Source organism: Pseudoduganella sp. S-14 (assembly GCF_049913285.1).
In the GTDB taxonomy this organism is placed as follows: Bacteria; Pseudomonadota; Gammaproteobacteria; order Burkholderiales; family Burkholderiaceae_D; genus Rugamonas.
On the sequence record NZ_CP183991.1, the window covers coordinates 2,366,856 to 2,390,661 of the forward strand.

Consider the following 23,806-nt stretch of genomic DNA (forward strand, 5'->3'; position numbering starts at 1 on the left):
TTCTTAAACTATTTTCAATTAAAAAGCACCGTCGTACGGTTTTAGTGTAGACTGCGGTGCCCTCGCGCATTTCTTGTGACGCAAGGTTAAACATATATCAATAACGAACAGCCGAGACCTACCTTGAACCCAAAATACCTCTCCCTGATGGTTGCTGCTGCCCTGTCGGCCGCCGCAATGAACGCTAACGCATCCGGTTACCGCTTCGGTTCCCAGTCCGTATCCGGCCAAGGCACGGCGGACTCCAACACGGCCGAAGCTGCCGATGCTTCCACCATTTTCGCCAATCCAGCCGGCCTGTCCCGTCTGGAAGGCACCCAGTTCTCCGGCGGCGTCACCGCCGTGGTACCGCACTCGACCTACGACGACCAGGGTTCGCAGCGCTACGGCAAAGTCGGCCCTACCGGCGGCGCAGCGCACCAGGATGACTACGCCCCAAGCGCGGTGGCTGCACCGTCCCTGTACATTTCCCACAAGCTGAACGACCAGTGGGCCCTCGGCTTCGGCGCCTTCGTTCCTTATGGCGCGAAGCTGGACTATGACAACAACTGGGCCGGCCGCTACGCGCTGACCAGCATCGACCTGAAGTCGGTGACCCTGAACCCATCCGTCTCCTTCAAGCTGAACGAGCGCCACTCCTTCGGCTTCGGTATCGATGCAGAGTTCATGAAAGCAGAACTGGGCCAGGGCGTTGACGTGCCAGGTTCTATCATGTTCCTGGGCGCCAACGCTGCCACGAATCCTGAGATTGCTGCACGCCGCACGGCCTTGCTGCAAACGATCGTCGCTAAAGGCGGCAGCCTGGCCGCGCTGGCAGCTGCCAAAGACGGCCACGCAACCATGGATGGCAAAGATTGGGGCGTAGGCTTCAACCTGGGCTACATGTTCAACCTGAGCCAGGACACCCGCTTCGGCCTGTCCTACCGTTCCTCGATCCATCACAAGCTGAAGGGCGACGCGGTATGGGATTTCTCCACCGTGACCACCGACCCGGTTGTGAACGCGGTTCTGCAGGGTTCCTCGCGCAAGAAGAACTCGCCAGCCCTGGTTGACATCAAGACCCCCGAAACCCTGTCGGCCAACGTGTTCTCGCAGATCGACGACAAGCTGGCTCTGATGGCTGACCTGACCTGGTCCCGTCACTCCCGCATGAAAGACCTGCATATCGAGTTCGTCGGCACCGGCGAAGGCGACGAAGTGATCCGCCAGCAGTGGAAAAACACCATGCGCGCATCGCTGGGCATGAACTACAAGCTGAACGACGCCTGGATGCTGCGTGCCGGCGTGGCCATCGATGAATCCCCAGTGGAAAAGGCTTCCCTGCGCCATCCAGCGCTGCCTGATTCGGATCGCAAGCAGGTCTCCTTCGGTGCAAACTGGAAGGTAACGGCTAATTCGTCGATCGACCTGGCTTACAGCTACCTGAAGTTCGACGACGCATCGTCCACCTACCAGAACCAGTGCAGCACCCTGGCGCCTGCCGGCACCTGCACCGGCAACGGCGAAACCACTATCGGCACCTGGCGTACTCACATGTCTCTGGTTGGCCTGTCGTACAACTACAAGTTCTAATCCTCCCCGGAGGAACCGAGAAGCCGGCGCTTGCGCCGGCTTTTTTCATGTCTGAATCCACTGGCGGTATCGAAAATTCCTGATTGTGGTGTCCCATTGCTGCTGCAACAGCGCGAGGGCGGGCGCCACATTCGGGTTGGCCGGCTTGCCGCGGCTCAGGCGGCGCAACTGGTGCTTCACCATCGCCATGTAGGTCACGGAAGCCAGCACCTTGTTCTGCCAGGTGATGGCGCGCAGCAGGGGAGCCTGCGCCTTGTCCGTGCGCCAGGCATTGGGCAGTTGCGGGTCGAGTGCGAGTGCGGTGCCGATGCCCGCCATGTCGATGCCGCTGGCCAGCACCTGTTCGACGACAGCAAAGCGGCGGATGCCGCCGGTGACCATGACCGGCATGCGCGCCACGGACCGGATGTCCTTCGCAAACTCAAGGAAATAAGCTTCGCGCGCCAGCGTGCGTCCATCGCGCGCCTCGCCCTGCATGGCCGGCGCCTCATGGCTGCCGCCCGAGAGTTCGATCAGATCTACGCCGAGCGGGTTGAGCATCTCGACGACTTCCTTCGCATCGTCGGTGCTGAAGCCACCGCGCTGGAAGTCGGCCGAATTAAGCTTCACGGCAACCGCGAAGCGGCTGCCCACCGCAGCGCGCACGCCTTTAATAATCTCGATCAGCAGGCGGGCACGGTTTTCGAGCGAGCCGCCCCAGCGGTCATCGCGCTTGTTGGCGATGGGGGAGAGGAATTGGCTGAGCAGGTATCCATGCGCGGCGTGGATTTGCACCCCATCGAAGCCGAGTCCCTCAGCCAGTTGCGCGGCCTTGATGAAGCGCTCCTTCACTTCGGCGATATCTGCCTCCGTCATCGCGCGCGGGGCTGCGAACTGCTTCGAAAAACTCCCCAGGTCCATCGCCACAGCGGAAGGCGCGATGGTCGGCTGCCCCAGGGCGGCAGGCATCTGCCGGCCCGGGTGATTAAGCTGCAGCCAGATGTGGGCGCCATGGGCTTGCGCAGTTGCCGCCCAATCCTGGAAGCGGTCACTGTGCAGCCAGGAATCCAGCACAACGCCGCCCGGCCCGGTCATGGCGCGCCGGTCGACCATGACGTTGCCGGTAATGAGCAGGCCGGCGCCACCTTCAGCCCAGGCGCGGTAAAGCCGGATCAACTGGGCGGAAGGAGCATGGTCCTTGTCCGCCATATTTTCTTCCATGGCGGCTTTGGCGATGCGGTTCGGGATGACGGCGCCGTTGGGCAGTGCCAGTGATTCGAAAGGGTTCATCGAAGAATCCAGTGAGTTGCGATGGCTCCACCTTAAGATTAAAGTTCACTTGAAGGTCAAGCATTTATTTCGGCCATTGACCTTCAAGTGGACTTTAAGCTTATAGTGATGCCGTAAACAGCGGGTGGACACTATGAAAATTGGGGAACTGGCCCGGCAAACAGGCCTGGCTGCATCGGCGATACGCTTCTATGAATCGAAAGGGTTGCTGAAGGTAGGGAGCCGGCAATCGAACGGTTACCGCGAATACCCAGAGGAAGCGGTAATGGTGCTGAAGATCATCAGCGATGCCCAGCATGCGGGCTTCTCGCTCGAAGAAATTGCCCAGTTGCTGCCGGACGAGGCTTCGACGTGGAAGCACGATGAATTGCTTGCGGCCTTGCGCAAGAAGATTGCCGACATCGAGGTGCTGGAACAGCGCCTGGCGTGCAGCAAGTCCGAACTCCAGTCGCTGGTGGAACTGATTGATTCAAAGCCCGCAGATGTTGGCTGCAAGGAGAATGCCGAGCGGGTGATGGCCACCATGGAAGGGCGCAGGCGATCGACGCTGCCGAAGCAGCCCTGAACTGGCCCTGTTTTTCTGGCATCCAACGTACCGTTTGACTTCCGAATCAGCGTTGCGCCGCGTCGCTGTCAAAGTGGAGCATGTGCTCGACGTGCACCTTGATCTCGCCATTCAGGCTCGCTAGTTCCGAGCGCAGCTCACGCGCCGATTCATCGCCAATGCCTTTCACGGTAATGCAGTGATCGTAGCAGCCTGCGCGGCGCGAGATAACCCATTTCTCGATTTGGGCGTTTGAGTTTTTCAGCGTGGCTTCCAGTTGGCCCGCAACGGGTTCGTTCGTTCCCAGCGAGAGATGGAATGTATGGGTCATGCGGAACTGGTTGCGCCATGCGCTGAGGTCCAGGGAGGAAGCGAGGGAGGTATGACTTGTCATGGTTTCTCCTGAGAGCTTGGCCCGATTCGGAGCAAACCATGTCGCACCCGCTTCGTTGCCGTTAATAGGCCGCATCGCCGTGATGGCTTCCACCTTGCCCGGGGAGGCAGGTTGGCGTCGAAAATTCGACTCTTGATGCTGATTGGTTGATAACAAACGTCGCTAAACGAATTTCGTTATACAGAACTTGCGTTCAATATAGCGGAATTTCTTTGGTTGAGCAACAAATCATTGTAGTGGTGAGCAAAGCATTAATATTTCACCTGCTAGCCGCTGGTAGTACTGCAGTAGACCACGGAGAAATGACGCTCCAGCCAAGGCGGGTATAGAGCGCCCGACCATCCTCGGTCGCCACGAGCAGCCGTTCGGTCACGCCGGCTTCGGTCGCGAGAGCATCGAGCGAGTGCATGACGACACTTCCCAGGCCGCGGCGTCGATGGGATTCTGCGGTTTCGATCTGGTCGAAAATGGCGGTCTGGCCGTGCAGCACAATACGGCCCGACGCTGCCAATTCCTGGCTTTCGTGAAGCACGCGCACAACATGCGCACCGTGTTGGGTTTCGACAGTTGTCCGGTAACCCGGAGGCATCGCCACTTTGATGTTTGGCTGCGAAGGTCCGGCCATGAGGTAGCCACGCCCTTCAACACTCCAATGCGCGGGCAATGCCCGCCGCAAGTCCTCCGGCTCGACAGGGGCCTTGAGGAAAATGAATGGTTCCCGTATGCGATCCGCGCATGCTTGAAGTGCTTGCCCCGCATCGGCAAACACGTAGCGCCGCAATTGCGCCGGCATGCCGACTTCAACGACCAGGCCACCATCGTAGGGAACTGGCAATGGCACGCCGCGCGACAAGCTCCAGCCCATAAGCCAGCGTTCGATCAGCGCAAGGTCGATATTCTTCAAGCCGGTTTCTCCGATTGAGATCAGGACGTTAGCCTAACATCAAACGCGCGCCGTTGCTTGAAGCCTCGCCGCCTAGCCGTTCTTCAGCTTCCAACCTCCATCGCAGTCAATGATAGTGCCGGTGACGAACGTGTTCGTGGTGACAAAGATGATCGCGCTGGCCAGGTCTTCAGGCTTGCCGACACGTCCCACTGCGACTTCGCTGGCGAGTTTTCCGAACAGTTCCGCCTTTGCCGCTTCAGGAACGCGCGACCACCAAGGCGTATCGACAACGCCCGGCACTACTGCGTTGACGCGTATCGGCCGCAGCTCGGAGGCGAGGACAGGGACCATCGCTTCCAACGCCGCGTTAATGGCGGCGAGGCCAGAGGTGCCAGGCTTCATCGCCCGCGACGAGATGGCGCCAACGAAGGTGATGGAACCTGCGGGCCGTAGTGTCGGCAGGGCGGCCTTCGCGCAGGTGAGCTGCGGCCAGAACTTGCCTTCAAAGCCCTTACGCAAATCGTCGAGGTCGAGGTCCCGGAAGCTTCCTGCGCCGGAGGAGCCGGAAACACTCAGCACCAGGTGATCAAACTCGCCATGTTCGGCGAAGAAGCGCTGGACGGAGGCGGATCACTGGCATCGATTTGCGCCGCCTTCGCCCCAACGGATTCAGCTTCCGGAAATTTGGCCTCGTCCCGGCCAGCGGCAAGAACGGAATGTCCCGCCTCGATAGCCATCCTTGCAGTGGCAAGGCCAATTCCAGATGTACCACCAACTATGATGTACTTCATACGACCTCCAAGGGAGTGGAATATCAATCAGGAGAAGCAAGAAGAGTGGTTAGCGCCACCTTATGTCACGAGTACGTCGCTCCGGACTATGTCCAGACCACATGTAACCCTTGTCGTTGTACATTGCCGCTATATCGAGAACGTCGATCAGTTCTTTCATTAGATCTGAGGTATCGTTGGCCATAAAATTCAACTGGTCAATTCAATCGGCTGTCGGAACGCACAGCGTTTGCGACTGCGTTGTCGGTGTTAAGGCTCCGGCCCAGGGACCATTATCAATCCTTGGCTGTCAGGGGATCACCGGCGCGACTGCTGCAAATTGCCGTATTTGCGCTGGCGCAGTTCGGTGAAATGCCACCAAGGCTTGGATACACCCCCGCCCAGGAAATCAGTCACCGACATAAGTACGTCCAGAACGCATGGGGCATGACGGGTACCGATGACCGTCTCCGCGTCTCCACCCATAGAGGCGCGAAAGATTGCTTTTTTGGTTCCGTCAGGTAGATTCATTTTGCGAGGCCCAACGTTGGACGTAACTGGCTGCAGCGGCGCCTAGCGATGCGGAGGTCCCGTTGACGGGATTGTTGGGCAAAAAACTCAACAAATAACGGTTCGCACAGTCTAACGAGCGCGCTAACGTTTGACATGGGGGGGCGGCCGACAATAGGCGAAGCGTGGTGTTGGACGTCCCCCGATGGAAGGGTTAGGCCTCGGTGCCGTTGAGGCCAACTGGAGGTTCACTTTGGTACCTTGGCTGGGAGTGTAGTCACGAACTCCTTGCAACGCTGAAGCCAGAAGCGGAGTTGCTCTTCGGTTTTGATAGCGGGCGGCTCGACGTAGACGTAGCCTTGCATTGGCTTACCTGTGAAATCCATCTCACGCACGTGCTTGTGGTTGAGAGAGCTCAGGTAGTTCGCCTTGCCAACCCGCGCCATAAGTTTGCTGCCAGATACGCCGACAAACATGAGCCCTCCATGGAGGAAAGCAAGACCGCCAAACATCTTCCTCTCTGTGATGGCAGGATCGCCAGCGAGGGTTATCCGAATGCGGGCAGCGAGATCTTCATCGTATGCCAAGGTGCAGCCTCCGAGGCCTAACGTGTGCGATGACCGGCGGCTGGAGCGCGCAGCGCGTAAGCCATCCGGTTGAGTAATGGGTTAGGCGACATCGGCCTGGTTTTTCGCCTTTCGCAGGTCGACCGTGAAATTTTGCATAGGGTCCAACGTAAAGTCGACGTCAAATTAACGTTTTATTAAAGTTCATGATGCCGTTTATTAGCAATTTATGCAATGCCAAGCCTGTGGTTTTGGCAATCTGCGCGCATAAAATCTCCCAAACTTATATAAATAGCCTCGATCGGTACGCTTCGAAGGCAACTGCGGATTAAGGCGAGCAAAAAAGATGGTTGTAGTTGAATTACGTCACATCGGTTCGGTTTGGTTGAGTAAACAAGAGCCAGGGCGCAAAATCGACTCGCCGTTAAGTAGCAAAAGTACATAAATCAATAAATAGGGAGACTATATGAGGATTCACCGTGCCCTCGGGGTGGCGATGCTGGGCTGTGCCTTGCTTGGCAGCCCGCTCGTCGTTCAAGCCGCTATCAATGCCAACAATCTCGGCGCCGCCTATGACGCCACCAAATCCAGCATCAACTTCAAGATTTACTCCAGCCGCGCCACCCGCATTGACCTGTACCTGTACAGCGCCGCCACCGGCCAGCAGGAAAAAGTCAGCTTGCCGATGACCCTCGGCACGGGAGGCATCTGGAGCCTGAACGTCACCAGCAGCCAACTGGCCGGCTACGGCATCACAGGCACCGTCTACTATGGCTACCGCGCCTGGGGACCGAACTGGCCCTACAACGCGGCGTGGACCAAGGGCTCATCAACCGGGTTCATTGCGGACGTCGACGCCAATGGCAACCGCTTCAATCCCAACAAGCTGTTGACCGATCCCTATGCGCTGGAAATCAGCCATGATCCGACCACGGCCACAATGAGCAACGGCACGATCTATGCCAGCGGCGCGCTATACCGAAACATCGACAGCGGCAGCAGTGCGCCGAAAGGCATCGTGCTGCAGGGCGATACCCAATCGATCGGCACCAAGCCCACGCGCGCCTTCAAGGACGACATTGTGTACGAAGCCCATGTGCGCGGGCTGACGAAGAACGACAGCAGCATCACGGCCGCCTATCGCGGCACCTACAAGGGGGCGGGGTTGAAAGCGCCATATCTCGCAAGCCTTGGCGTGACCGCGGTCGAATTCCTGCCGGTGCAGGAAACCCAGAATGACACCAACGATGCCGATCCAAATTCAAACACGGGCGACAACTACTGGGGCTATATGACCCTGAATTACTTTGCGCCGGATCGACGTTACAGCTACGACCGGACGGCCGGCGGACCGACCCGCGAGTTCAAGGAAATGGTGAAAGCCTTCCACGACAACGGCATCAAGGTCTATATCGACGTGGTCTACAACCACACGGGCGAGGGCGGCCAGTGGAATGCCGGCGATAAGACCACCTACAACATCTATGGCATGCGAGGGCTGGATAACCCAACCTATTATTCGCTGACCAGCGACTTCCAGAATTCCTGGGACAATACGGGCGTGGGCGGCAACTACAACACTCGCAATACGGTGGCACAGAACCTGATTGTCGATTCGCTGGCTTACTGGCGCGACAAGCTGGGCGTGGACGGCTTCCGCTACGACCTGGCTTCGGTGCTGGGCAACACTTGCCAGCATGGCTGCTACAACTTCGACAAAATGGACAGCGGCAATGCGCTCAACCGCATCGTGGCGGAGCTGCCGGCACGTGCGGCCACTGGCGGCAGCGGTGTTGACCACATCGCAGAACCATGGGCAATCGGTGGCAACTCTTATCAGGTTGGCGGGTTCCCGACTGGCTGGGCGGAATGGAACGGCATCTACCGCGATGTGATCCGGCAGGACCAGAACAAGATGGGGCAGGTGGCCATCACTCCCGGCTCGCTGGCCACGCGTTTTGCGGGTTCCAGCGACTTGTATGGCGACGATGGACGCAAGCCTTGGCATTCGGTGAACTTCATCACTGCCCATGACGGCTTCACGCTCAAGGACCTGTATAGCTGCAATGCGAAGAACAATATCCAGGCCTGGCCTTATGGTCCAAGCGATGGCGGCGAGGACAATAACAATAGCTGGGACCAGGGTGGCGTTGCGGGCGACCAGCGCAAGGCCGCGCGCAACGGCATGGCGTTGATGTTGTTGTCGGCTGGGGTGCCGATGATGGTGGGTGGTGACGAGTCGCTTCGCAGCATCAACTGCAACAATAACCCCTACAACCTGGACTCCGTCGCCACGTGGCAGAACTGGAGCTGGACTGCGGATCAGTCCAATTTCCAGTCCTTTACCCGAGGCCTGGTCGCGTTCCGCAAAGCACATCCGGCGCTGCGTCCTGCGAATTTCTATTCATCGACGGACGGCAACGGCAACGTGATGGAGCAACTGCGCTGGTTCAAGCCGGATGGTGCAGTGGCCGATGCGACGTACTTCAACGACAGAAATAACCACGCGATTGCCTGGCGCATCGACGGCAGCGAGTTTGGCGACAGCGCTTCCGCCGTCTACGTTGCCTACAACGGCTGGAGCGGAAACGTGAACTACACGCTGCCGTGGCCTGGCACGGGCAAGAGCTGGTACCGCGTGACCGACACCTGCACCTGGGCCGAAGGCGCCGGCCAGGTTCGCACGCCAGGCGCGGAAGACTTCATCGGCGGCGAAAACTACGTCTACGGAGTTTGCGGCCGCGGCTTGCTGTTGATGATCGCGAAGTAGGTTAGCCGGAGGCACCCGCTTGCGATTGTTGGAATCCGCACACGACTGAACAGGTCAAACGCCGACGCTGTGACGCCGGCGTTTCCTTATCGGCCCGGTTGCTGGCCGCTGGGCGGAGTTGAAGTCCCCGGTGTGTTGGCCGGGCTGGTCTCTGGCGTCGCGCCGCTGGAGGCGGCGCCGCTGGTCGAATTGCCGGCGCCGGTGGCAGGCGGGTCGGGGAGCGCGGCTGCTGGCGCCGGTGCGGTACCGGTGCCGCCAGTATCCGGTGTGGTCTGGGTCCCGATGCCGGTCGGCGGGTTGGCGGGGCTTTCGGCGTTATGTTTGCTGCAGGCCGGAAGGGCGGCTGCAAGCAGGGCGCCCAGCATCAGGGCGCTCGCATGGTGGAGAATGGACATGGCAGGGCCTCCACTTTAATAAGTCGGACGCCGATCGCGTTGCATGTCCTTCTGGTCTGTCCTGTCGGGCACGGTGGAAGGCGGCTGGGCGGCGCCGGTGGTGCCTTGCGTGCCGCTGCTCCCGCTGGTTCCTGGCGTGGCTCCGCTTGCCGGCGTTGTCGTGGTGTCTGGGGCTGGCATCGTGGAGTCGGACGGTGGCGTGGTTGGCGTCACGGGTGCCGGGGCAGGGGTGGCCGGCGGCGGCGTTGGCGCCGTGGTTTCTGGCGAAGTCACCGGCGCAGGTGTCGTGTCTTCCGTGCGGTTTTTGCAGCCGGCCAGGCCGGCGGCCAAGGCAGCGCCCAGCAACAGGGCGCCTGCTTTGCTCATGGTGTTCATCTTGAATCTCCTTTATTGGGCAGCCAGCACCCGCAACAACGCCGGTACTTCGGCTGCAATTTCACGCGCCAGGTAGCCCAGTGGGCCGCAACGCAGCGCCAGTTGCTCGCCAGCGGCCGCGTGCAGCACCACGCCCCAGGCTGCAGCCTGTTCCAGCGAAGCGCCACGCGCCAGCAGCCCGGCGATGATGCCGGCCAGGGTATCCCCCGAACCGGAAATGGCCAGGCCGGCATTGCCGCCCTGGTGTTGCCACAGCTTGCCGTCCGGCGTCGCCAGCACCGTGGTGGCACCTTTCAGCGCGAGTACGGCGTTCCAGCGGCCGGCGGCGGCTTGCGCCGCGCCATGCGGCTCGCGCTCGATATTGCCGCGCACACCGCCCGTCAGCCGCGCCAGTTCGCCGGCGTGGGGTGTCAGCAGTACAGGCGTGGAAAAACGGAAGTGCTCCCAATCGACTGCTTCGTCCAGCAAATGGGGCTCGCCGCGCGGATGTACCGCGCACATGGCGATGGCATCGAGTACGATGGGGATGGCGCTGAAGCGCTGCAGCAGCTGGTGCACCAGCTCCACGCAGCTGGCTTCGTCCTCCATGCCGGGGCCGACCAGCAAGGCATCCGCCTTGCCGGCCAGTTCAGCGAGGCGGCGCGCGCTGTCGGCCTGGAAGCCGTGTGCCGGGGTTTCGCCCAGGCTGATCACGCGTGCTTCGGGGATGGCGGCGCCCACTTGTGGCGCCACGCTGGCGGCGGTGGCAATGGTCAGCTTGCCGGCTCCGGCGCGCAGGGCTGCTTCGCCAGCGAGGATGGCGGCGCCGGGCATTTCCGCGGAGCCGGCAACCACCAGCACGTGGCCGCGCACTTCCTTGTCGCCATCGAAGCCGGGTTGCGGCAAGGGCCAATCGCGTAGCAGGGCGGGAGCCAGTTCGATCGGGGCGGCGTTGCTCATGGTTTTGGCGCGGCCGGGACGTCCGGCTTGTCGGTTATTGGGGTGCCGCTGTCTTTCAGCGGCGCGACGAAGTTTTCCAGTTCCAGCACGAGCTTGCCGCGCTTGCCCGCTTGCGGATCGAACTGGTAGGAGGTCACGCCGCAGTTGGGGACATCGGCTGCGCGGTCGATGGCGAGGATGGTTTCCTCATCCAGCCGCTCGACCAGGTAGCGGAAGCAGTTCACGATGACCTGGTGGCCGATGATCAGCACGCGCTCGCGGCGGTATTCGCGGGTGAGGGTGTCGAGCACACTGCGCAGGCGCAGGATCACATCGCACCAGCTCTCGCCACCGGGCGGGCGGAAGTAGAACTTGCCGACGTGCTTGCGCTGGGCCGCCAGGTCGGGGTATTTCTCCGAGATGCCCAGCGGGGTCAGGCGGTCGGTAATGCCGAATTCCTTTTCGCGCAGGCGTTCGTCGGAGACCACGGCCAGCATGTCCTCCGGGCCGAGGCATTGCAGGACCGCTTGCGCGGTGGCGCGGGCGCGCAGGTAAGGAGAGTACAGCACGACATTGGGCTGCTGCCCGGCGGGCAAGGCCGCGAACCATTGCGCCAGCGCGTCCGACTGGCGCATGCCCAGTTCGGAAAGGGGGACATCGACATCGCGCTCGGCAATGTCGATCAGCAACTCGTTGGCAGCCGTGGCAGCATCACGCGCCACGTTGCCGGCACTCTGGCCGTGGCGCACAAGCCAGATCTGTTGCGGCCATTTTTGCTCCATCGCATACCTTTCGGTGGACAGCCAAAAGCTTATGGTAAGCGATGCGATGGCAGGGCGGCACACAATCCCCGCCAGCAATAATTACAGCCGCGCCCGTGTCCCACCCTGGGGTCACACCCGAAGTGAGACACGGGCTCAGCCAAGCTGCAGTCGGGGCCGTGTCCCTTTTCGGGTGTGACCCCAAGGTGGGACACGGGCTCGGCTGGTGGGGCGCTTAGGGGTTCCAGCCGGCGCCGTTGTTGTAGGCGGCGAAGATTTGGGCGCGGGTGGCGAAGCCGGCAGTGACGTCGGTGGCACTAAGCTGGTAGCCGCCAATGCGCGTGGCGAGGTTGAGTGGGGCGCCGGACAGGTCGGTGCTGCCGTACTCGCGCCAGCCGCTGCCGGCATTGGGCACGGCCGGGTTGGGCGCGGGTTGGCCGTTGACGCCGGCACCGGCCCAGCCGACTGGCGCAACGTGGCTATCCATCTGGCAGTTGATGAAGGCGATGTTGTCCCATACGCTTGCGTTGCCTGAGCTGCGTGCCAGGTAAGTGGCGCCGTTTGCCACGTCGCCGTGCGCCGGGCCAGGGCCGGGGCCGTGCGTCAGGCGGCTATTGAGGAAGACGTAGCCTTTGTCGCTGGCATTCGGCACGCGCGCTTGCAAGACATAGCCGCCGCTGCTGACGCTGGTGGTGTCGCCGAGCGAGCGGATTTCGCTTTCTTCGAACAGGGCTGCGTGGCTGCCTCCCCAGATGAAGTCGACATTGCCTGCTACCAGCGTGTGGTAGAACCAGGACCAGCCTTTCAGGTTCAGCGTGTCCTGTTCGCTGTAGAAGGCTGCGTCGCGGGCCACCAGGCGGCCGTTGTCGTTGTTGAAGTACAGCGTTTCTGCCTGGGCCGAGATGTTGGCGGCGCGCAGGGTGGCGTTGCGCAGGGTGAGGGTGTCGAGCAGCAGCATATCCGAGGTTTCCACCAGCATGACGGAACGTCCACCTGCAGCAGTGGCGCTGGTGCCTGGAGCCTGGCTGGCGCCGGTGCCGGGGTTGAGTGTGTCGTAGTTGGTGTATTGGATTACCGTGCCGTCGCGGCTTTCACCGCGCAGGGTGACGTTGTCCTTGCCTCGCAGGTAGAGCAGTTCGTTGTAGCTGCCGTTGCGGATCGTGACCGTGGCTGGCGTGGCCTTGTCCACGTTTTTCATCAGGAAATTCAGCGCTCCCTGGACGGTGGCGAAGTCGCTGCCGGCATCGGCCCCGACCACCAGGTCCGGTCCCGCCGGAGCCTCAGCCTTTGTCGTGAAGGACCAGTTACCCAGCTTGCCGATGCCGACAAAGGGTGTACCGCTCAGCGTGGCGCCATTGAATACGCCGTTCGCTATCGCAACGTAGTATTCGGTTGCGTAAGCGAGCTTGCCGTTGTGCGGCTTGATTGTCACGACGTTGCCGTTGATCGTAATCGGATTGGTATTTACCTTGCGTACTGCCGCCTGGCCGGGGTAGCCCAGTTCGTCGCTCTCGCCGGACAGCCTGATCACATCGACCAGCGCATCGTCCATCTTGCGAAAGATGCGGATGGTGCCGCTGCTGCCCAGTGATGGCGTGCTGTCGAATGCCAGGCGCAGGCTGGCGTCCACCTGGGCCTCGCCCTGTGCCGCAGCGGGGGAAGCGCGGTCGGCCAGGGTGTAGGTTTGTGTCGGTTGCACGAATTGCGCACCGATGGTGGCGCTGATCAACCGTACCAGCGTCGGGTCGCTGTCGCTGCTCACGCGCACCGTGGCGTTGCCGGCGCCGACCGGCGTTAGCGTCAGTGTGTTGCCGTCGATGCCGACTGCCAGCACCGCCGGGTTGCTGGAACTTGCGCTAAAGCTGTCGGCCGATCCATCGGGCTTGATGGCGGTAACAGCCAATTGCAGCGGTGCGTCGCCCGCTTCGGCGGTGTAGCTCGTCGTGGCGGGGTTGAGCGTCAGTTGCGAGGGCTTCAGGCTCGGGTCGCCAATCCGCACGTCGTCGATCTGGAAGGATTTGTTGGCGGTGTACAGGCCGACCAGCCCGCGCGCGCTGAAGGAGGTGTCGGTCACGGAGCCAAGCGACTCGCCATCGAGATAGACCGTCAGCGTGCTGCCGATCATCTCGAAGCGCACGGTGTAGAACGCCGAATCCATATTGATTGGCTTGCGCACTTGCTTGGGGCGGGTCAGCGCGCCGTTCAGCATCCTGGCGATTTCAACCTGGGTGCTGGTGTTGGTATTCTGGACGTTCAGGCCTGCGCCGTACCAGTTGCTGGCGTTGGTGTAGCGCGTAATCAGGTAGAGCAGCTTGTTGCCGGTGGTGCTGTTGGTTTGCGGCTTGATGCGAGCTTCGACAAAGTAGTCGCCGCTCGGCACATTGGCCATGGCGGCAGGCTTAAGCAGGGCTAGCACGCCGCCGGTCGTGGCGGCGGTGTACTGCATCAGCATATTCGTCGCGCCAACCGCTTCTGCCTTGATGCTGAAGCTGCCGTTCGCGCCGGCCACGGGCAGCAAATCCCAGTTGGCGGAAGTGCCGGACTGGAAGTCGTCGCAGAAATACAGGCCGTTCGGCGGGCAGCTCAGGGTAAGGATCGGGGGGGCGCTGGTATCGCCGGTGCCGCTGATGCTGGTGGACAGCTTGCCGGCACCGGCCTGCGCCAGCGCGTTGGCCTTCACCAGGGAGGTAGGGCGCACACTGTAGGTATATGGCGGCGTCCACGTCACGTTATTGTTGATGGTGCATCCGCCAAGCAGGGTGCCGTTCAGCAGCGAGCCACTGTCCTTGAAGGCGCCGGTGGCGGCGCCGCCCGGATTGACCACGATGCTGCTGCAGCCTTGGGCTCCGGTGATTTCGAACACGTTCGATTGCGACAGGATCCTGGAGTTGTAGCCGGCACCGATGCTGTACAGGTTCGCATACACCGCGGCATCGCGGCTGCCGGTGAAATAGTTGTTAAACAGGTGGACCAGGCCGTAACGCACGCGCGGTGCGCGGCTGGACACGTTGCGGAAGACATTGTTGCTGAAGGTGACGCGCAGCTTGCCTTCGTCGGCCGTGGCGCCGTCGCCCGAACCGATAAGGTTGTTCTTGTGGTGCTCGCCGAACACGTTGTACGACACTGTCACGTAGTCGGATGCGTTGGTGATGTCGAGCGCCCCATCGTGGCATTGTTTCAGCTGGCCGTTTTCGATCGGCAGCAGGTTGTCCGTCATCGGTGCGTCAGTAAATGTATTGTGGTCGATCCAGACGTGGTCGGAGCCTGAAACGCCAATCGCGTCATAGGCCGAATTCCATGCGCCGTTGGCGCCGTCGTTCGGGTCCCAAACCGGCCCCACGTCGCAGGGGGCAACGATCTTCAGGTTGCGGATGATGATTTGCGAGACGCCGACAAGCTGGATATGGCCGTTGACGATGCCGGCGCCGGTTCCCGTCCCGACCAGGGTCGTATTGCTTTTCAAGCGGATGGCGCCGCGAATGGCCTGGTCGCCTGTGTTCGCGTAAGGCACGCCTTCGGTCATGTCAATGGTGCCAGTGACCTTGATGATCTTGGGATTGATGCCGCCGTTATTGATTGCGTTGACCAACTGGGCGCGATTGCTCACGCTGTAGATTTGCGAAGCGATGGCGGCTGAGCCGCCGGCGGTTCCGCCAGCCTGGCTTGCCCAGCCGTCGGCCGGGGCGGCGACGCGCGCCGGATCGTCGGCCGCCTGCGCGGGCAGGTATAGCGCGGCAAGCAGGGCGAGCGCAATCCTGAAACCTTTGAGTTCCATAAGATTCTCCTTGGGGGAAAAGGGACAGTGTCAGTTGCGTCGTGTGCGGCGGCGGCCTGCCGTCAGCGCGGCAAGGCCGCCCAGCATCAGCGCAGCGCTGCCCGGTTCCGGCACGGCGGCGGCATCCAGTTGGGTCGTGATGCTGGCAAACTCGGTCCAGGTGGTGCCGCTGAGGTCGATGTCGATCGAGGTGCCATTGGCGCCCAGTGACAGGATGGGCGAGCCACCAATGCCGCTGGCATCGAGCAGATTAAAGGCGGTCAGGGGTGCAGCCAGGGTGCTGCCGAAATCAAAGTGGAACTGGTACGTCCCCGGCGTAATGGCGTTATTTGCGATCACGGTCAACAGGCCGCTGGCGTCGAAGTCGAAGCCGAACATGGCATCGGCGCTGAGGAATTCGACGCCGGTGCCGGTTGGATCGAGGGCGGTGATGTTGGAGCCCGGTTCGGGCTGGAACAGGTGGTCAAGGCCGACGATGGTGTCGGGCGAGCCGTTGTAGGTGGCGGTGATGACGGCATCCTGCAAAGGTAACGGTGCTGCGTGCGCAATGCCGGTGGCGAGTACGGCAGCCACCAATGTCTCCATTATGGTTTTTCTCATCGTGTGCTCCGGTGGGGCTGAATAGGCGTGCCTGATCGGCACTGCCAATCTTATATTGGCCTGACCAAAAATTCAATCAATCAGGCCAAATGTGATGCGGTCAGACCACGTTGCCCTGAGGAACACAAGCGGGGAAGCTGGCTTCTGGATCAACGCGAACAGCAGGCATGTCGCGTTCGGTCTTAAATTAATGTCAGCGTCATACCTCATGGTGTCCTGCCTTGAGTCAGGTTGGACCATAAAGCAAGCGCGCCTTGGCGATCAACTGGCGAGAGCCGCTTTGATTCCAGTACTTCCGACATATCCGAGTCTGAATACTTTGTGTAGAGCGCATAGCCATTCGAAAAGATCGAGATGCAATAGAGCGGGCCAGACTCTGTCCCGCATTCGATCCAGGCGTCAGGGTGGTCGGCGTCGGCTTTCTCAAAGAGCTCGTCAAGCGCGGTTTCCATTTCTGCCATTGTCGGATTGCGCAGGGAACTCCCGAATACCTGGGTGAGAGTAATCCATTCGTGCATCTTGTCCTCGATCTCGATACCTTAAGGGTCAGGCTACATGCTCGAATTCGGCCGTGAAGCCAATAGCTTTGCCCCCTGAAGCTTGAACAGACCGCAGCACGAATACCTGCATTTCCGGCGAGACCGTTTCAAGAGGCAATGTCATGAACTGCGCCTTGGAAAACAACAGCAGCCAGAAGCCCGGGAAACACCATATTTCGACGACCGATGACCACTGCATGGTGGAGCTTCCGATTCCGGAGGAAACTGAAAACGTCGATGCCTCGGCAATAAAGAGCGCTTGCGGTCGTCCCATGTCATGCAGCTTTTCCATCACGTTGCGATAGTGGACCACATAGATTGCCAGAACAATGGCAAAGGCAAACGCCAGAGCGGCGCCAAGGGCGCCAACGAACCAGGACGATTCACCTTCAACGAGAAGCCACACGAAGGCAATGGTGGCGAATGATAGTGCCAAAGGAAGGCTTATGCCGACTGACCGGCGCCAGAACGCCAGCACTGCTCGGCGGAGGAGTTGCTTGTCATACGTGAGCGTGGCTTGATGCGACATATTATTGGATGCCACTGGGCCACCTGTAGGCGAGAACCATGGACTTTGGATAGAAGTGTTCCCGTACTTGTCCAAGCTGATTACCTCCGAGGAGGTAAACGAATTCTTCGTCTTCCCTCAAATAGAAGCCTACGTGTCCTTTCCAGCTGGCCGGATCATCTCGCCAGAGAACTGCAATGCAACCAGGTACCGGACGTTCAATTTCCTCTCCCCACTCAAGCCACGATCTGGCGAGAGCAGACGCGGTACCGGCGATGCCCGCTTGTGCAAACGACCAATTGACGAACGATGAACACCAGGACACTTTGTCGTCGTAACCCTCGATATTGGTGCCAACGTGGTATGAATTGATTCGCGGGTTGCTCGAGCCGACGGGGTATGCTGCGATCCCCAATTCGCCGATAGCGATTGCTAGCCAAGGTGGAGTGTTCAATTGAGCGGTCAACTTAACAGTCAGGATTAAATTCTAGCCAGTGTCGTTCTTTTGCTATGGAGGGTGAAGTAGTATTGCTGTGCCATGCCTCTGAACTCAGAGTCGGCTGCGATAGTTCTCTGCCGCATATTGCTGGAGCGCCGCGATTCGCTTTCGCGTCTCTCGTTTGAAAAAGAACACCACCACTGGAGTCAGCAACCACGATAGCCAGCGCGGCTTGGTCGTGATGTTGTATGAGAAAAGAACCCTGGTCCTGTCGGGGCCGAGTTCCTTGAAGTTCCAGCCGCCGGCAAATTTATCGAAGATGTATGGGCCCTTGATCAGCTTCACGGCCGCGACCTTGTTGGGCTGGTAGGACACATAGACCGTATCCATGCTAAGGCCATTGGCCGCAGTGCAGCGCACCAGCTCTCCTTGCGCGGCGTCCGTGGCATTGACCAGGAACGCTTCTGTCGTGAGGGGATCCCATTTTGCCCTCAGGTCGTAGTCCTGGGTGAGCTTGAACAGGTATGCGGCGCTTGCGCTGACTTCGAAATCGTAACGTATCAGCATGTTAGCGGAGTGAGCGTACGTAGAATCTGGTATCCACTGCCATTACCGGGAAGGCAGGAGGCAATTCGCCGCGGTTTAATTCAGTAAAGCCGTTCTTTTCGTAGAAGCGATGAGCCGCGACGAATGCGTCGGTCGTTCCAAGATAGACTTCGTCGATTCCGTGGAGGCGGGACCACTCGAGCAAGGTATCGAGAAGGTGCCCGGCCACTCCATGGCCAGCGCCTCGATACGATTGCGAGACGAACATTTTGCGCAAGGCGGCCTGGCGGTTGCCAATGTCCAGCAGGGCAATGGTACCGACGATGGCGCCTCCAGTTTCGGCCACCCAAAAGCCACCGCTGCCGTGCTGGTAGAAGCTCGGAATGTTCAGCAAGTCGGGCTGGGCTTCGAGCGTGATGGGAATGCCGAACTCGGATTGCTGGATCGGCAGGATCGCGTCGATGACGGCTACAGCGTCAGCAGGTGTGTATTGGCGAATCAGCGTCATCACAATGGGGAATGCGTTCATATTGCCGGTTTATGCGGCAGCCTGGGAATCGACCTGCAACTCCTGGTCGCTGGCGAATGCCGCCATATTCGTTTCGCCCATCACGCGGCTGGTGACCGTGCCGGCGGCGATGGAGCCGCTGACATTCAGCGCCGTGCGGCCCATGTCGATCAGCGGTTCGATCGAAATCAGCAGGCCCGCCAAGGCCACCGGCAGGTTCATTGAGGACAGCACGATCAGCGCCGCAAAGGTCGCGCCGCCGCCAACGCCGGCCACGCCGACGGAGCCGATGGTGATGATCGCCAGCAGCGGTACCAGGAACGATGCGGTGAAAGGATCGATGCCGACAGTCGGCGCAATCATCACGGCCAGCATGGCGGGATAAATGCCGGCGCAGCCATTCTGGCCAATGGTGGCGCCAAACGACGCGGCGAAGTTGGCGATGCCTTCCGGCGTGCCCAGGCGCTGGGTCTGGGTCTGCACGCTCATCGGGATGGAGCCTGCGCTGGTGCGGGACGTGAACGCGAAGGTCAGCACCGGCAGGATCTTCTTCGTGTAGCGCAGCGGATTGAGGCCGCTTGCGCTGACCATCGCCAGGTGCACGCAAAACATCAGCAGCAGGGCGCAGTAGGAAGCCACGACAAAGCCGATCAGGTTCAGGATGTCGGCATAGCTGGAGCTTGACACCACCTGTGCCATCAGCGCGAACACGCCGTAGGGCGTCAGGCGCAGCACCAGCGTCACCATGCGCATCACGATGGTGTGCGCCACGTGCACGGCATGGTCGAAGGAGGTGAAGTGCTCAGGCTTTTTCTCCGCGATGCCGATGGCGGCCACGCCGACAAACACTGCGAACACCACCACCGCAATGGTCGACGTCTTGCGCGCGCCTGTCATGTCGAGGAAGGGGTTGCTCGGGATGAATGAAAGCAGCATGTTCGGCAGCGAAATCGACTGCGCGTCGGCCAGCTTGCCTTCCAGGTAGGCGCCGCGCGCCACTTCCGCCGCATTCGACGCCAGGCCGGCCGCGCTCAGACCAAACAGCTTGGCCATCAGGATGCCGATCGCCGCCGCCACGGTGGTTGTCAGCATCAGGGTGCCGATGGTGAGGGCGCTGATCTTGCCCAGCGAACTGGCGTTGCGCAGCTTGAGGATGGCCGAAATGATGGACACGATAATCAGCGGCATCACGATCATCTGCAGCAGCTTGACGTAGCCGCTGCCGACGATATCGAGGTACTGGCCAGTGACCTTGACGATGTCGCTGCCGGCGCCATACAAGGCCTGCAGCCCGGCGCCCAGGACAACACCCAGGCCCAGCGCGCTGAATACGCGAACGGTAAAGCTGGCATGGCGTTTCTGCTGCACGACGAGGAAGGCCAGCACGATGGCGGCAACGGCCAGGTTGAGGATCACTTGCAGGTTCATGTAGGGGCGGCGGCCTATATTCTGGAATCGAGAGATTCTAATTGAATTGGTGTAGTCTTGCCCATTTGCAGTGCCGAGGTTGCAGAGTCGCTACGAAAGGAATAGCCATGTCGAAGCAATCGATGAAGGTGGGCACCCGGCTGGCGCTGGGTTTTGGCCTGGTACTGGCGCTGATGGCCGGCGTGTCGGGCCTCGGCATCTTTAACATGCACCGCATCCATGCCCAGCTCGAGAAAGTCGTGCAGCTCAATGTGGCGAAGCTGACCTATGTGCAGGACATGTCGGAGGCGGTGCACGTCGTCGCACGCGTCACGCGCACCCTGGTGCTGCTGTCGGACGAAGCGGCAATGCAGCGCGAACTGCCCAAGATCCAGGCCGCGCGCGCCCAGTACGACAAGGCGCAGGCGGCGCTCGAAGCCTTGCCTGCCACGGAGGAGGGCAAGGCGATCCGCGCCCGCATTCGCGCGCTGCAACAGGAGTCCCGTCCATTGACCGACCAGCTGCTGCAGCTGGCCATGCAGCACAAGGATGACGAAGCCGTGGCCCTGCTGATGCAGAAAGCCGGCCCCGCCACCCAGCGCTGGCAGGACGTGATGGATGAAGATGTGCAATTGCAGCGACGGCATAATGCCAGGGACGCTGCCGCCGCGACCGAAGCCTATGCCGCGGCCCGCAACATGATGCTGGTGATGAGCTGCCTGGCGCTGGTGGCCGGCGTGGTTGCCGCTACCCTGATCGCGCGCCGCTTGCTCGGCCAGTTGGGCGGCGAACCCGATGTGGCGGCCGAAATCGCCGGCCGTATCGCTGCCGGCGACCTGACCGTGCATGTGGAAACCCGCCAGGACGATGAAGCTAGCATGATGAAGGCCATGAGCGTGATGCGCGACAGCCTTCTGCGCATCGTATCCGAAGTGCGGCAGGGCACGGAGACTATCAACACCGCCGCCACCCAGATTGCCGCCGGCAACCTGGACCTGTCGTCGCGTACCGAGCAGCAGGCCAGTGCGCTGGAGGAAACCGCGTCTTCGATGGAGGAGCTGACCAGCGCCGTGCGCGAAAACGGCAGCAATGCGCGCCAAGCCAACGAACTGGCCGCGGCGGCGACCGCGGTGGCGCAGCAGGGCGGCGCCGTGGTAGGGCAGGTGGTGCAGACCATGGGGTCGATCAGCGATTCTTCGCGCAAGATCTCGGACATCATCGGCGTGATCGACGGCATCGCGTTCCAGACCAATATCCTGGCCCTGAATGCGGCAGTGGAGGCGGCGCGCGCAGGCGAACAGGGGCGCGGCTTTGCCGTTGTCGCCACCGAAGTGCGCCAGCTTGCGCAGCGCTCGGCCGCGGCGGCCAAGGAGATCAAGGACCTGATCGTCAATTCGGTGGAGCAGGTGGACCAGGGTAGCGCCCTGGTCGCCCGCGCCGGCAGCACCATGGATGAAGTGGTGGCTTCGGTGCAGCGGGTGTCGCAGATCATGCGCGAAATCACGGCTGCCGGCGACGAACAAAGCGCCGGCATCGAACAGATCAACCGGGCTGTGACGGAGATGGATACGGTAACGCAGCAGAACGCCGCGCTGGTGGAGGAAGCCGCATCAGCAGCGGATGCGCTGAAGCAGCAGGCGGCCCACCTCGATACCCTGGTGGGCGTGTTCAAGCTGCATCACGATGTGGCCAGGCGTACCGCGCATAGTAGGAGAGCGACGAAACAGCTGGCGGCAATCAGCCCGCCTGCGATCACGTAGCCGGGGCGCAGTGCGCCGACGTCGCGTTCAAAGTCGCTGCGCCGTCGCAGTCCGATGAAGGACCAGGCGACGGCCAGCATGGTTTCGCCGAAGCTGCGGGGTTTGCTGTCGTCCATGTCGTTTCCTTTCGAGCTTGGGCCTATTGTGCACCGGCCCGGTCTCGAAAAACAGGCGCAGAAGCGCCCGCAAACGACCGTATCAGTTGGCAGCCGGCTGGTCGCGCAGCCGGGCCAGGGCCTTGAGCAGTTTGCCGCGCTGGCCGCCGGCCCAGTCCAGGCGCAGCAGGTCGGCATCGCCCAGCGATTCCAGGCTGGCAGCCGCCTCGTCGCTGCCGCCGCCCGCTTCTTCCAGCATGTCCTCGTACAGTTCAGGGTAGGCCTGGATGCGCAGCATGACTTCGTCCGCCACCTCGTCTTCCACCAGCGTGTCGCCCCAGGCGAGCAGGCGTTCGGCCAGCTCGGACAGCGCGGCGTGGCGCTCGGGCGACGTGGCCTGCTGTTGCAGCAGGTCGAAACTGGCCAGGGCTTCCTGCAGCTGGCGGGTGCAGGCCGAGACGTGGCAGGCGTAGGTGGCGAATTCGCGTGCCAGCGGGCCGCCTTCGGCCATCTTGCGCCAGCTCGCCAGCATGGCATCGCCGCCCAGCACCGGGCCGGCGCCGGGCACTTGCCAGGCCTGGGGGGCGGCCAACTGGCGCAACTGCACTTCGGCGCGCCCCAGGCAAACCTGCAGGTCGTCAAGGCGGCGCGCATAGGCGCTGTTGGCGCGCGACGCGCGCAGCCTGTCCAGCAGGTGAATCGGGATGGCTTCGCGGCCGCGCCATCGGGCCACGGCTGGCAGGGTAGCGGCACGCGGCGTGGATGCCGGTGCCAGCAGGTGGTTCATGGTGCGCGCTCCGCGGCTACGCAGCAGCCAGGTGTCGCCAGGTTTGAACTGTATTAAAGAGTCCATCACAACCTCCCTCGGGCTTTGAGGGAATTCTGAACCTTTTATCAAGCCCCCGCAAGCCTCAGCCGGCGCCGATTATGCGATTGCGGCCGGCGCGCTTGGCCTGGTACAGGGCGTCGTCGCCGCGTTTCAGCACGTCTTCGCAGGAAAAGTCCCCGGCGCGAAAGCAGGCCAGGCCGCCGCTGATGGTGACGGAGTCGCCAATACACCCAAGGGCTTGCAGGGTTTCGGCGATGCGCAGGCGCAGGCGTTCGGCAATGGGCGTCGCCTGTTCGCAGGTAGTGTGTGGCATCAGGACCACGAACTCGTCGCCGCCCAGGCGGGCCGGCGCGTCGGTCGTGCGCAGCTCGCGCTGGCACACGTCGGCGGTGGTCTTGATCACCATGTCGCCGGCCAGGTGGCCGTGTTCGTCGTTGACGCGCTTGAAGTGGTCGATATCGAAGATCAGCATGGTCATCGGGGTGGCGTAGCGCTCGAAGGTATCGAAATGCTCGGCCAGCACGCTCATCAGCTTGCGCCGGTTCAGCAGGCCGGACAGCGAATCCACTTCGCTCTGCATGCGCAGCTGGACTTCCAGTTCCTTGCGCGCCGTGACGTTGCTGGCCACCCACAGCACGGCATCTTCTTCGTCAACCTGGAAGTCCAGCGCCTGGATGCGGCCTTCGAACCACAGGCGGTAGCTCGGACCGCTGCCAGCCTGCCCCCTGATGTCGCCTTGCACCAGGCTGTATTCGACAATGTGCAGGGCGCGCCAGGCCAGGGCGGTTTCGATCTCTTTCAGGAACCAGCTGGCCTTGTCCGGCGTCAGGACGTCATGAACGGTTTTGCCAATCAGGTGGGTGCCGTCGTGGTAGTACCGCAGGTCAATGCCGCCAAAAATGGCCATGTAACGGCCGCTGCGGGTCAGGACGAACGCAGGGTCGGGCAGGGCATTCAACAGCGATGAGAGTTGATTGCCAGAAAATAGTGTTTCATCGCGCATGAGTACGACAGTATCGAGACCCGGCCAATAACGCAAAAATTGTTAATAGGAAATTATTTAATTGTAA

26 protein-coding genes and 1 riboswitch are annotated in these 23,806 nt (G+C 61.3%); of the genes, 4 read left to right on the plus strand and 22 right to left on the minus strand.

Features of this window, described 5'->3' with window-relative positions; all coding sequences use genetic code 11:
- Positions 1-123: 123 nt before the first annotated feature.
- On the plus strand, positions 124-1,572 hold the full coding sequence (locus ACN9MZ_RS10795) for an OmpP1/FadL family transporter (protein ID WP_426342137.1): 1,449 nt from the start codon (positions 124-126) through the stop codon (positions 1,570-1,572).
- A gap of 45 nt (positions 1,573-1,617) precedes the next feature.
- Here the strand turns inward: ACN9MZ_RS10795 and ACN9MZ_RS10800 are convergent, their stop codons facing one another.
- A complete protein-coding gene (locus ACN9MZ_RS10800; protein WP_426342138.1) occupies positions 1,618-2,841 on the minus strand; it encodes an NADH:flavin oxidoreductase/NADH oxidase family protein in 1,224 nt (407 codons plus the stop codon).
- Between the two features lie 133 nt (positions 2,842-2,974).
- Here ACN9MZ_RS10800 and ACN9MZ_RS10805 point away from each other — a divergent pair, with 133 nt between their 5' ends.
- Positions 2,975-3,406 (plus strand): MerR family transcriptional regulator, encoded by a 432-nt coding sequence (locus ACN9MZ_RS10805; RefSeq protein ID WP_426342139.1) that lies wholly within the window; start codon positions 2,975-2,977, stop codon positions 3,404-3,406.
- Positions 3,407-3,452: 46 nt separating this feature from the next.
- On the opposite strand, the gene ACN9MZ_RS10810 is transcribed toward ACN9MZ_RS10805, so the two are convergent.
- From ACN9MZ_RS10810 to ACN9MZ_RS10835, 6 genes are all read right to left on the minus strand, one after another.
- Complete coding sequence (locus ACN9MZ_RS10810; RefSeq protein ID WP_426342140.1) at positions 3,453-3,779, minus strand: hypothetical protein; 327 nt, start codon at positions 3,777-3,779, stop codon at positions 3,453-3,455.
- Between the two features lie 41 nt (positions 3,780-3,820).
- Positions 3,821-3,923, minus strand: a riboswitch (SAM-I-IV-variant riboswitch).
- Between the two features lie 115 nt (positions 3,924-4,038).
- A complete protein-coding gene (locus ACN9MZ_RS10815) occupies positions 4,039-4,683 on the minus strand; it encodes a GNAT family N-acetyltransferase (RefSeq protein WP_426342141.1) in 645 nt (214 codons plus the stop codon).
- Between the two features lie 72 nt (positions 4,684-4,755).
- Entirely contained in the window at positions 4,756-5,244 is a 489-nt protein-coding gene (locus tag ACN9MZ_RS10820) for an SDR family oxidoreductase (RefSeq protein ID WP_426342142.1), read from the minus strand.
- Positions 5,238-5,456 carry a hypothetical protein gene (locus tag ACN9MZ_RS10825; protein WP_426342143.1) on the minus strand — a complete coding sequence of 73 codons (219 nt, stop codon included), beginning with the start codon at positions 5,454-5,456 and terminating at the stop codon, positions 5,238-5,240. The genes ACN9MZ_RS10820 and ACN9MZ_RS10825 overlap by 7 nt, the downstream gene beginning before the upstream one ends.
- A 297-nt stretch (positions 5,457-5,753) precedes the next feature.
- Positions 5,754-5,966, minus strand: coding sequence for a helix-hairpin-helix domain-containing protein (locus tag ACN9MZ_RS10830; RefSeq protein ID WP_426342144.1), 213 nt, complete (start codon positions 5,964-5,966; stop codon positions 5,754-5,756).
- Positions 5,967-6,193: 227 nt separating this feature from the next.
- Positions 6,194-6,532, minus strand: coding sequence for a TfoX/Sxy family protein (locus ACN9MZ_RS10835; RefSeq protein WP_426342145.1), 339 nt, complete (start codon positions 6,530-6,532; stop codon positions 6,194-6,196).
- Between the two features lie 445 nt (positions 6,533-6,977).
- On the opposite strand from ACN9MZ_RS10835, the gene ACN9MZ_RS10840 reads away from it, so the two are divergent.
- Positions 6,978-9,281: an alpha-amylase family glycosyl hydrolase gene (locus ACN9MZ_RS10840; RefSeq protein WP_426342146.1), complete on the plus strand. Its 2,304-nt coding sequence runs from the start codon at positions 6,978-6,980 to the stop codon at positions 9,279-9,281.
- 86 nt (positions 9,282-9,367) lie between these two features.
- Here the strand turns inward: ACN9MZ_RS10840 and ACN9MZ_RS10845 are convergent, their stop codons facing one another.
- The 12 genes from ACN9MZ_RS10845 to ACN9MZ_RS10900 all read right to left on the minus strand — a co-directional run bounded on the left by ACN9MZ_RS10845 (position 9,368) and on the right by ACN9MZ_RS10900 (position 20,073).
- The gene (locus tag ACN9MZ_RS10845) at positions 9,368-9,676 is read right to left on the minus strand and encodes a hypothetical protein (protein WP_426342147.1); all 309 of its coding nucleotides are present in this window, start codon (positions 9,674-9,676) and stop codon (positions 9,368-9,370) included.
- A gap of 15 nt (positions 9,677-9,691) precedes the next feature.
- Positions 9,692-10,051, minus strand: a complete 360-nt coding sequence (locus ACN9MZ_RS10850; RefSeq protein ID WP_426342148.1) for a hypothetical protein — start codon at positions 10,049-10,051, stop codon at positions 9,692-9,694.
- A 12-nt stretch (positions 10,052-10,063) separates the two neighbouring features.
- Positions 10,064-10,990 carry an NAD(P)H-hydrate dehydratase gene (locus ACN9MZ_RS10855; RefSeq protein ID WP_426342149.1) on the minus strand — a complete coding sequence of 309 codons (927 nt, stop codon included), beginning with the start codon at positions 10,988-10,990 and terminating at the stop codon, positions 10,064-10,066.
- Positions 10,987-11,751, minus strand: coding sequence for a histidine phosphatase family protein (locus ACN9MZ_RS10860; protein ID WP_426342150.1), 765 nt, complete (start codon positions 11,749-11,751; stop codon positions 10,987-10,989). Before ACN9MZ_RS10860 ends, ACN9MZ_RS10855 begins: the two co-directional genes overlap by 4 nt.
- 214 nt (positions 11,752-11,965) lie before the next feature.
- Positions 11,966-15,505 (minus strand): pectinesterase family protein, encoded by a 3,540-nt coding sequence (locus ACN9MZ_RS10865; protein ID WP_426342151.1) that lies wholly within the window; start codon positions 15,503-15,505, stop codon positions 11,966-11,968.
- 30 nt (positions 15,506-15,535) lie between these two features.
- On the minus strand, positions 15,536-16,105 hold the full coding sequence (locus ACN9MZ_RS10870) for a PEP-CTERM sorting domain-containing protein (RefSeq protein ID WP_426342152.1): 570 nt from the start codon (positions 16,103-16,105) through the stop codon (positions 15,536-15,538).
- A 206-nt stretch (positions 16,106-16,311) separates the two neighbouring features.
- On the minus strand, positions 16,312-16,623 hold the full coding sequence (locus ACN9MZ_RS10875; protein WP_426342153.1) for a hypothetical protein: 312 nt from the start codon (positions 16,621-16,623) through the stop codon (positions 16,312-16,314).
- A gap of 28 nt (positions 16,624-16,651) precedes the next feature.
- Positions 16,652-17,188 carry a YcxB family protein gene (locus tag ACN9MZ_RS10880; RefSeq protein WP_426342154.1) on the minus strand — a complete coding sequence of 179 codons (537 nt, stop codon included), beginning with the start codon at positions 17,186-17,188 and terminating at the stop codon, positions 16,652-16,654.
- Positions 17,175-17,618: a TIGR02594 family protein gene (locus tag ACN9MZ_RS10885; RefSeq protein ID WP_426342155.1), complete on the minus strand. Its 444-nt coding sequence runs from the start codon at positions 17,616-17,618 to the stop codon at positions 17,175-17,177. Before ACN9MZ_RS10885 ends, ACN9MZ_RS10880 begins: the two co-directional genes overlap by 14 nt.
- An 84-nt stretch (positions 17,619-17,702) precedes the next feature.
- Positions 17,703-18,158 carry a type II toxin-antitoxin system RatA family toxin gene (locus tag ACN9MZ_RS10890; RefSeq protein ID WP_426342156.1) on the minus strand — a complete coding sequence of 152 codons (456 nt, stop codon included), beginning with the start codon at positions 18,156-18,158 and terminating at the stop codon, positions 17,703-17,705.
- A gap of 1 nt (position 18,159) precedes the next feature.
- The gene (locus ACN9MZ_RS10895) at positions 18,160-18,666 is read right to left on the minus strand and encodes a GNAT family N-acetyltransferase (protein ID WP_426342157.1); all 507 of its coding nucleotides are present in this window, start codon (positions 18,664-18,666) and stop codon (positions 18,160-18,162) included.
- 9 nt (positions 18,667-18,675) lie between these two features.
- On the minus strand, positions 18,676-20,073 hold the full coding sequence (locus tag ACN9MZ_RS10900) for an L-cystine transporter (RefSeq protein ID WP_426342158.1): 1,398 nt from the start codon (positions 20,071-20,073) through the stop codon (positions 18,676-18,678).
- 107 nt (positions 20,074-20,180) lie between these two features.
- Here ACN9MZ_RS10900 and ACN9MZ_RS10905 point away from each other — a divergent pair, with 107 nt between their 5' ends.
- Entirely contained in the window at positions 20,181-21,812 is a 1,632-nt protein-coding gene (locus ACN9MZ_RS10905; RefSeq protein ID WP_426342159.1) for a methyl-accepting chemotaxis protein, read from the plus strand.
- Here the strand turns inward: ACN9MZ_RS10905 and ACN9MZ_RS10910 are convergent.
- From ACN9MZ_RS10910 to ACN9MZ_RS10920, 3 genes are all read right to left on the minus strand, one after another.
- Positions 21,731-21,928, minus strand: a complete 198-nt coding sequence (locus ACN9MZ_RS10910; RefSeq protein ID WP_426342160.1) for a DUF2970 domain-containing protein — start codon at positions 21,926-21,928, stop codon at positions 21,731-21,733. The two genes, ACN9MZ_RS10905 and ACN9MZ_RS10910, sit on opposite strands and share 82 nt — an antisense overlap.
- A gap of 82 nt (positions 21,929-22,010) precedes the next feature.
- Complete coding sequence (locus ACN9MZ_RS10915) at positions 22,011-22,760, minus strand: hypothetical protein (RefSeq protein ID WP_426342161.1); 750 nt, start codon at positions 22,758-22,760, stop codon at positions 22,011-22,013.
- A gap of 58 nt (positions 22,761-22,818) precedes the next feature.
- A complete protein-coding gene (locus tag ACN9MZ_RS10920; protein ID WP_426342162.1) occupies positions 22,819-23,694 on the minus strand; it encodes a GGDEF domain-containing protein in 876 nt (291 codons plus the stop codon).
- Positions 23,695-23,806 lie beyond the last annotated feature (112 nt).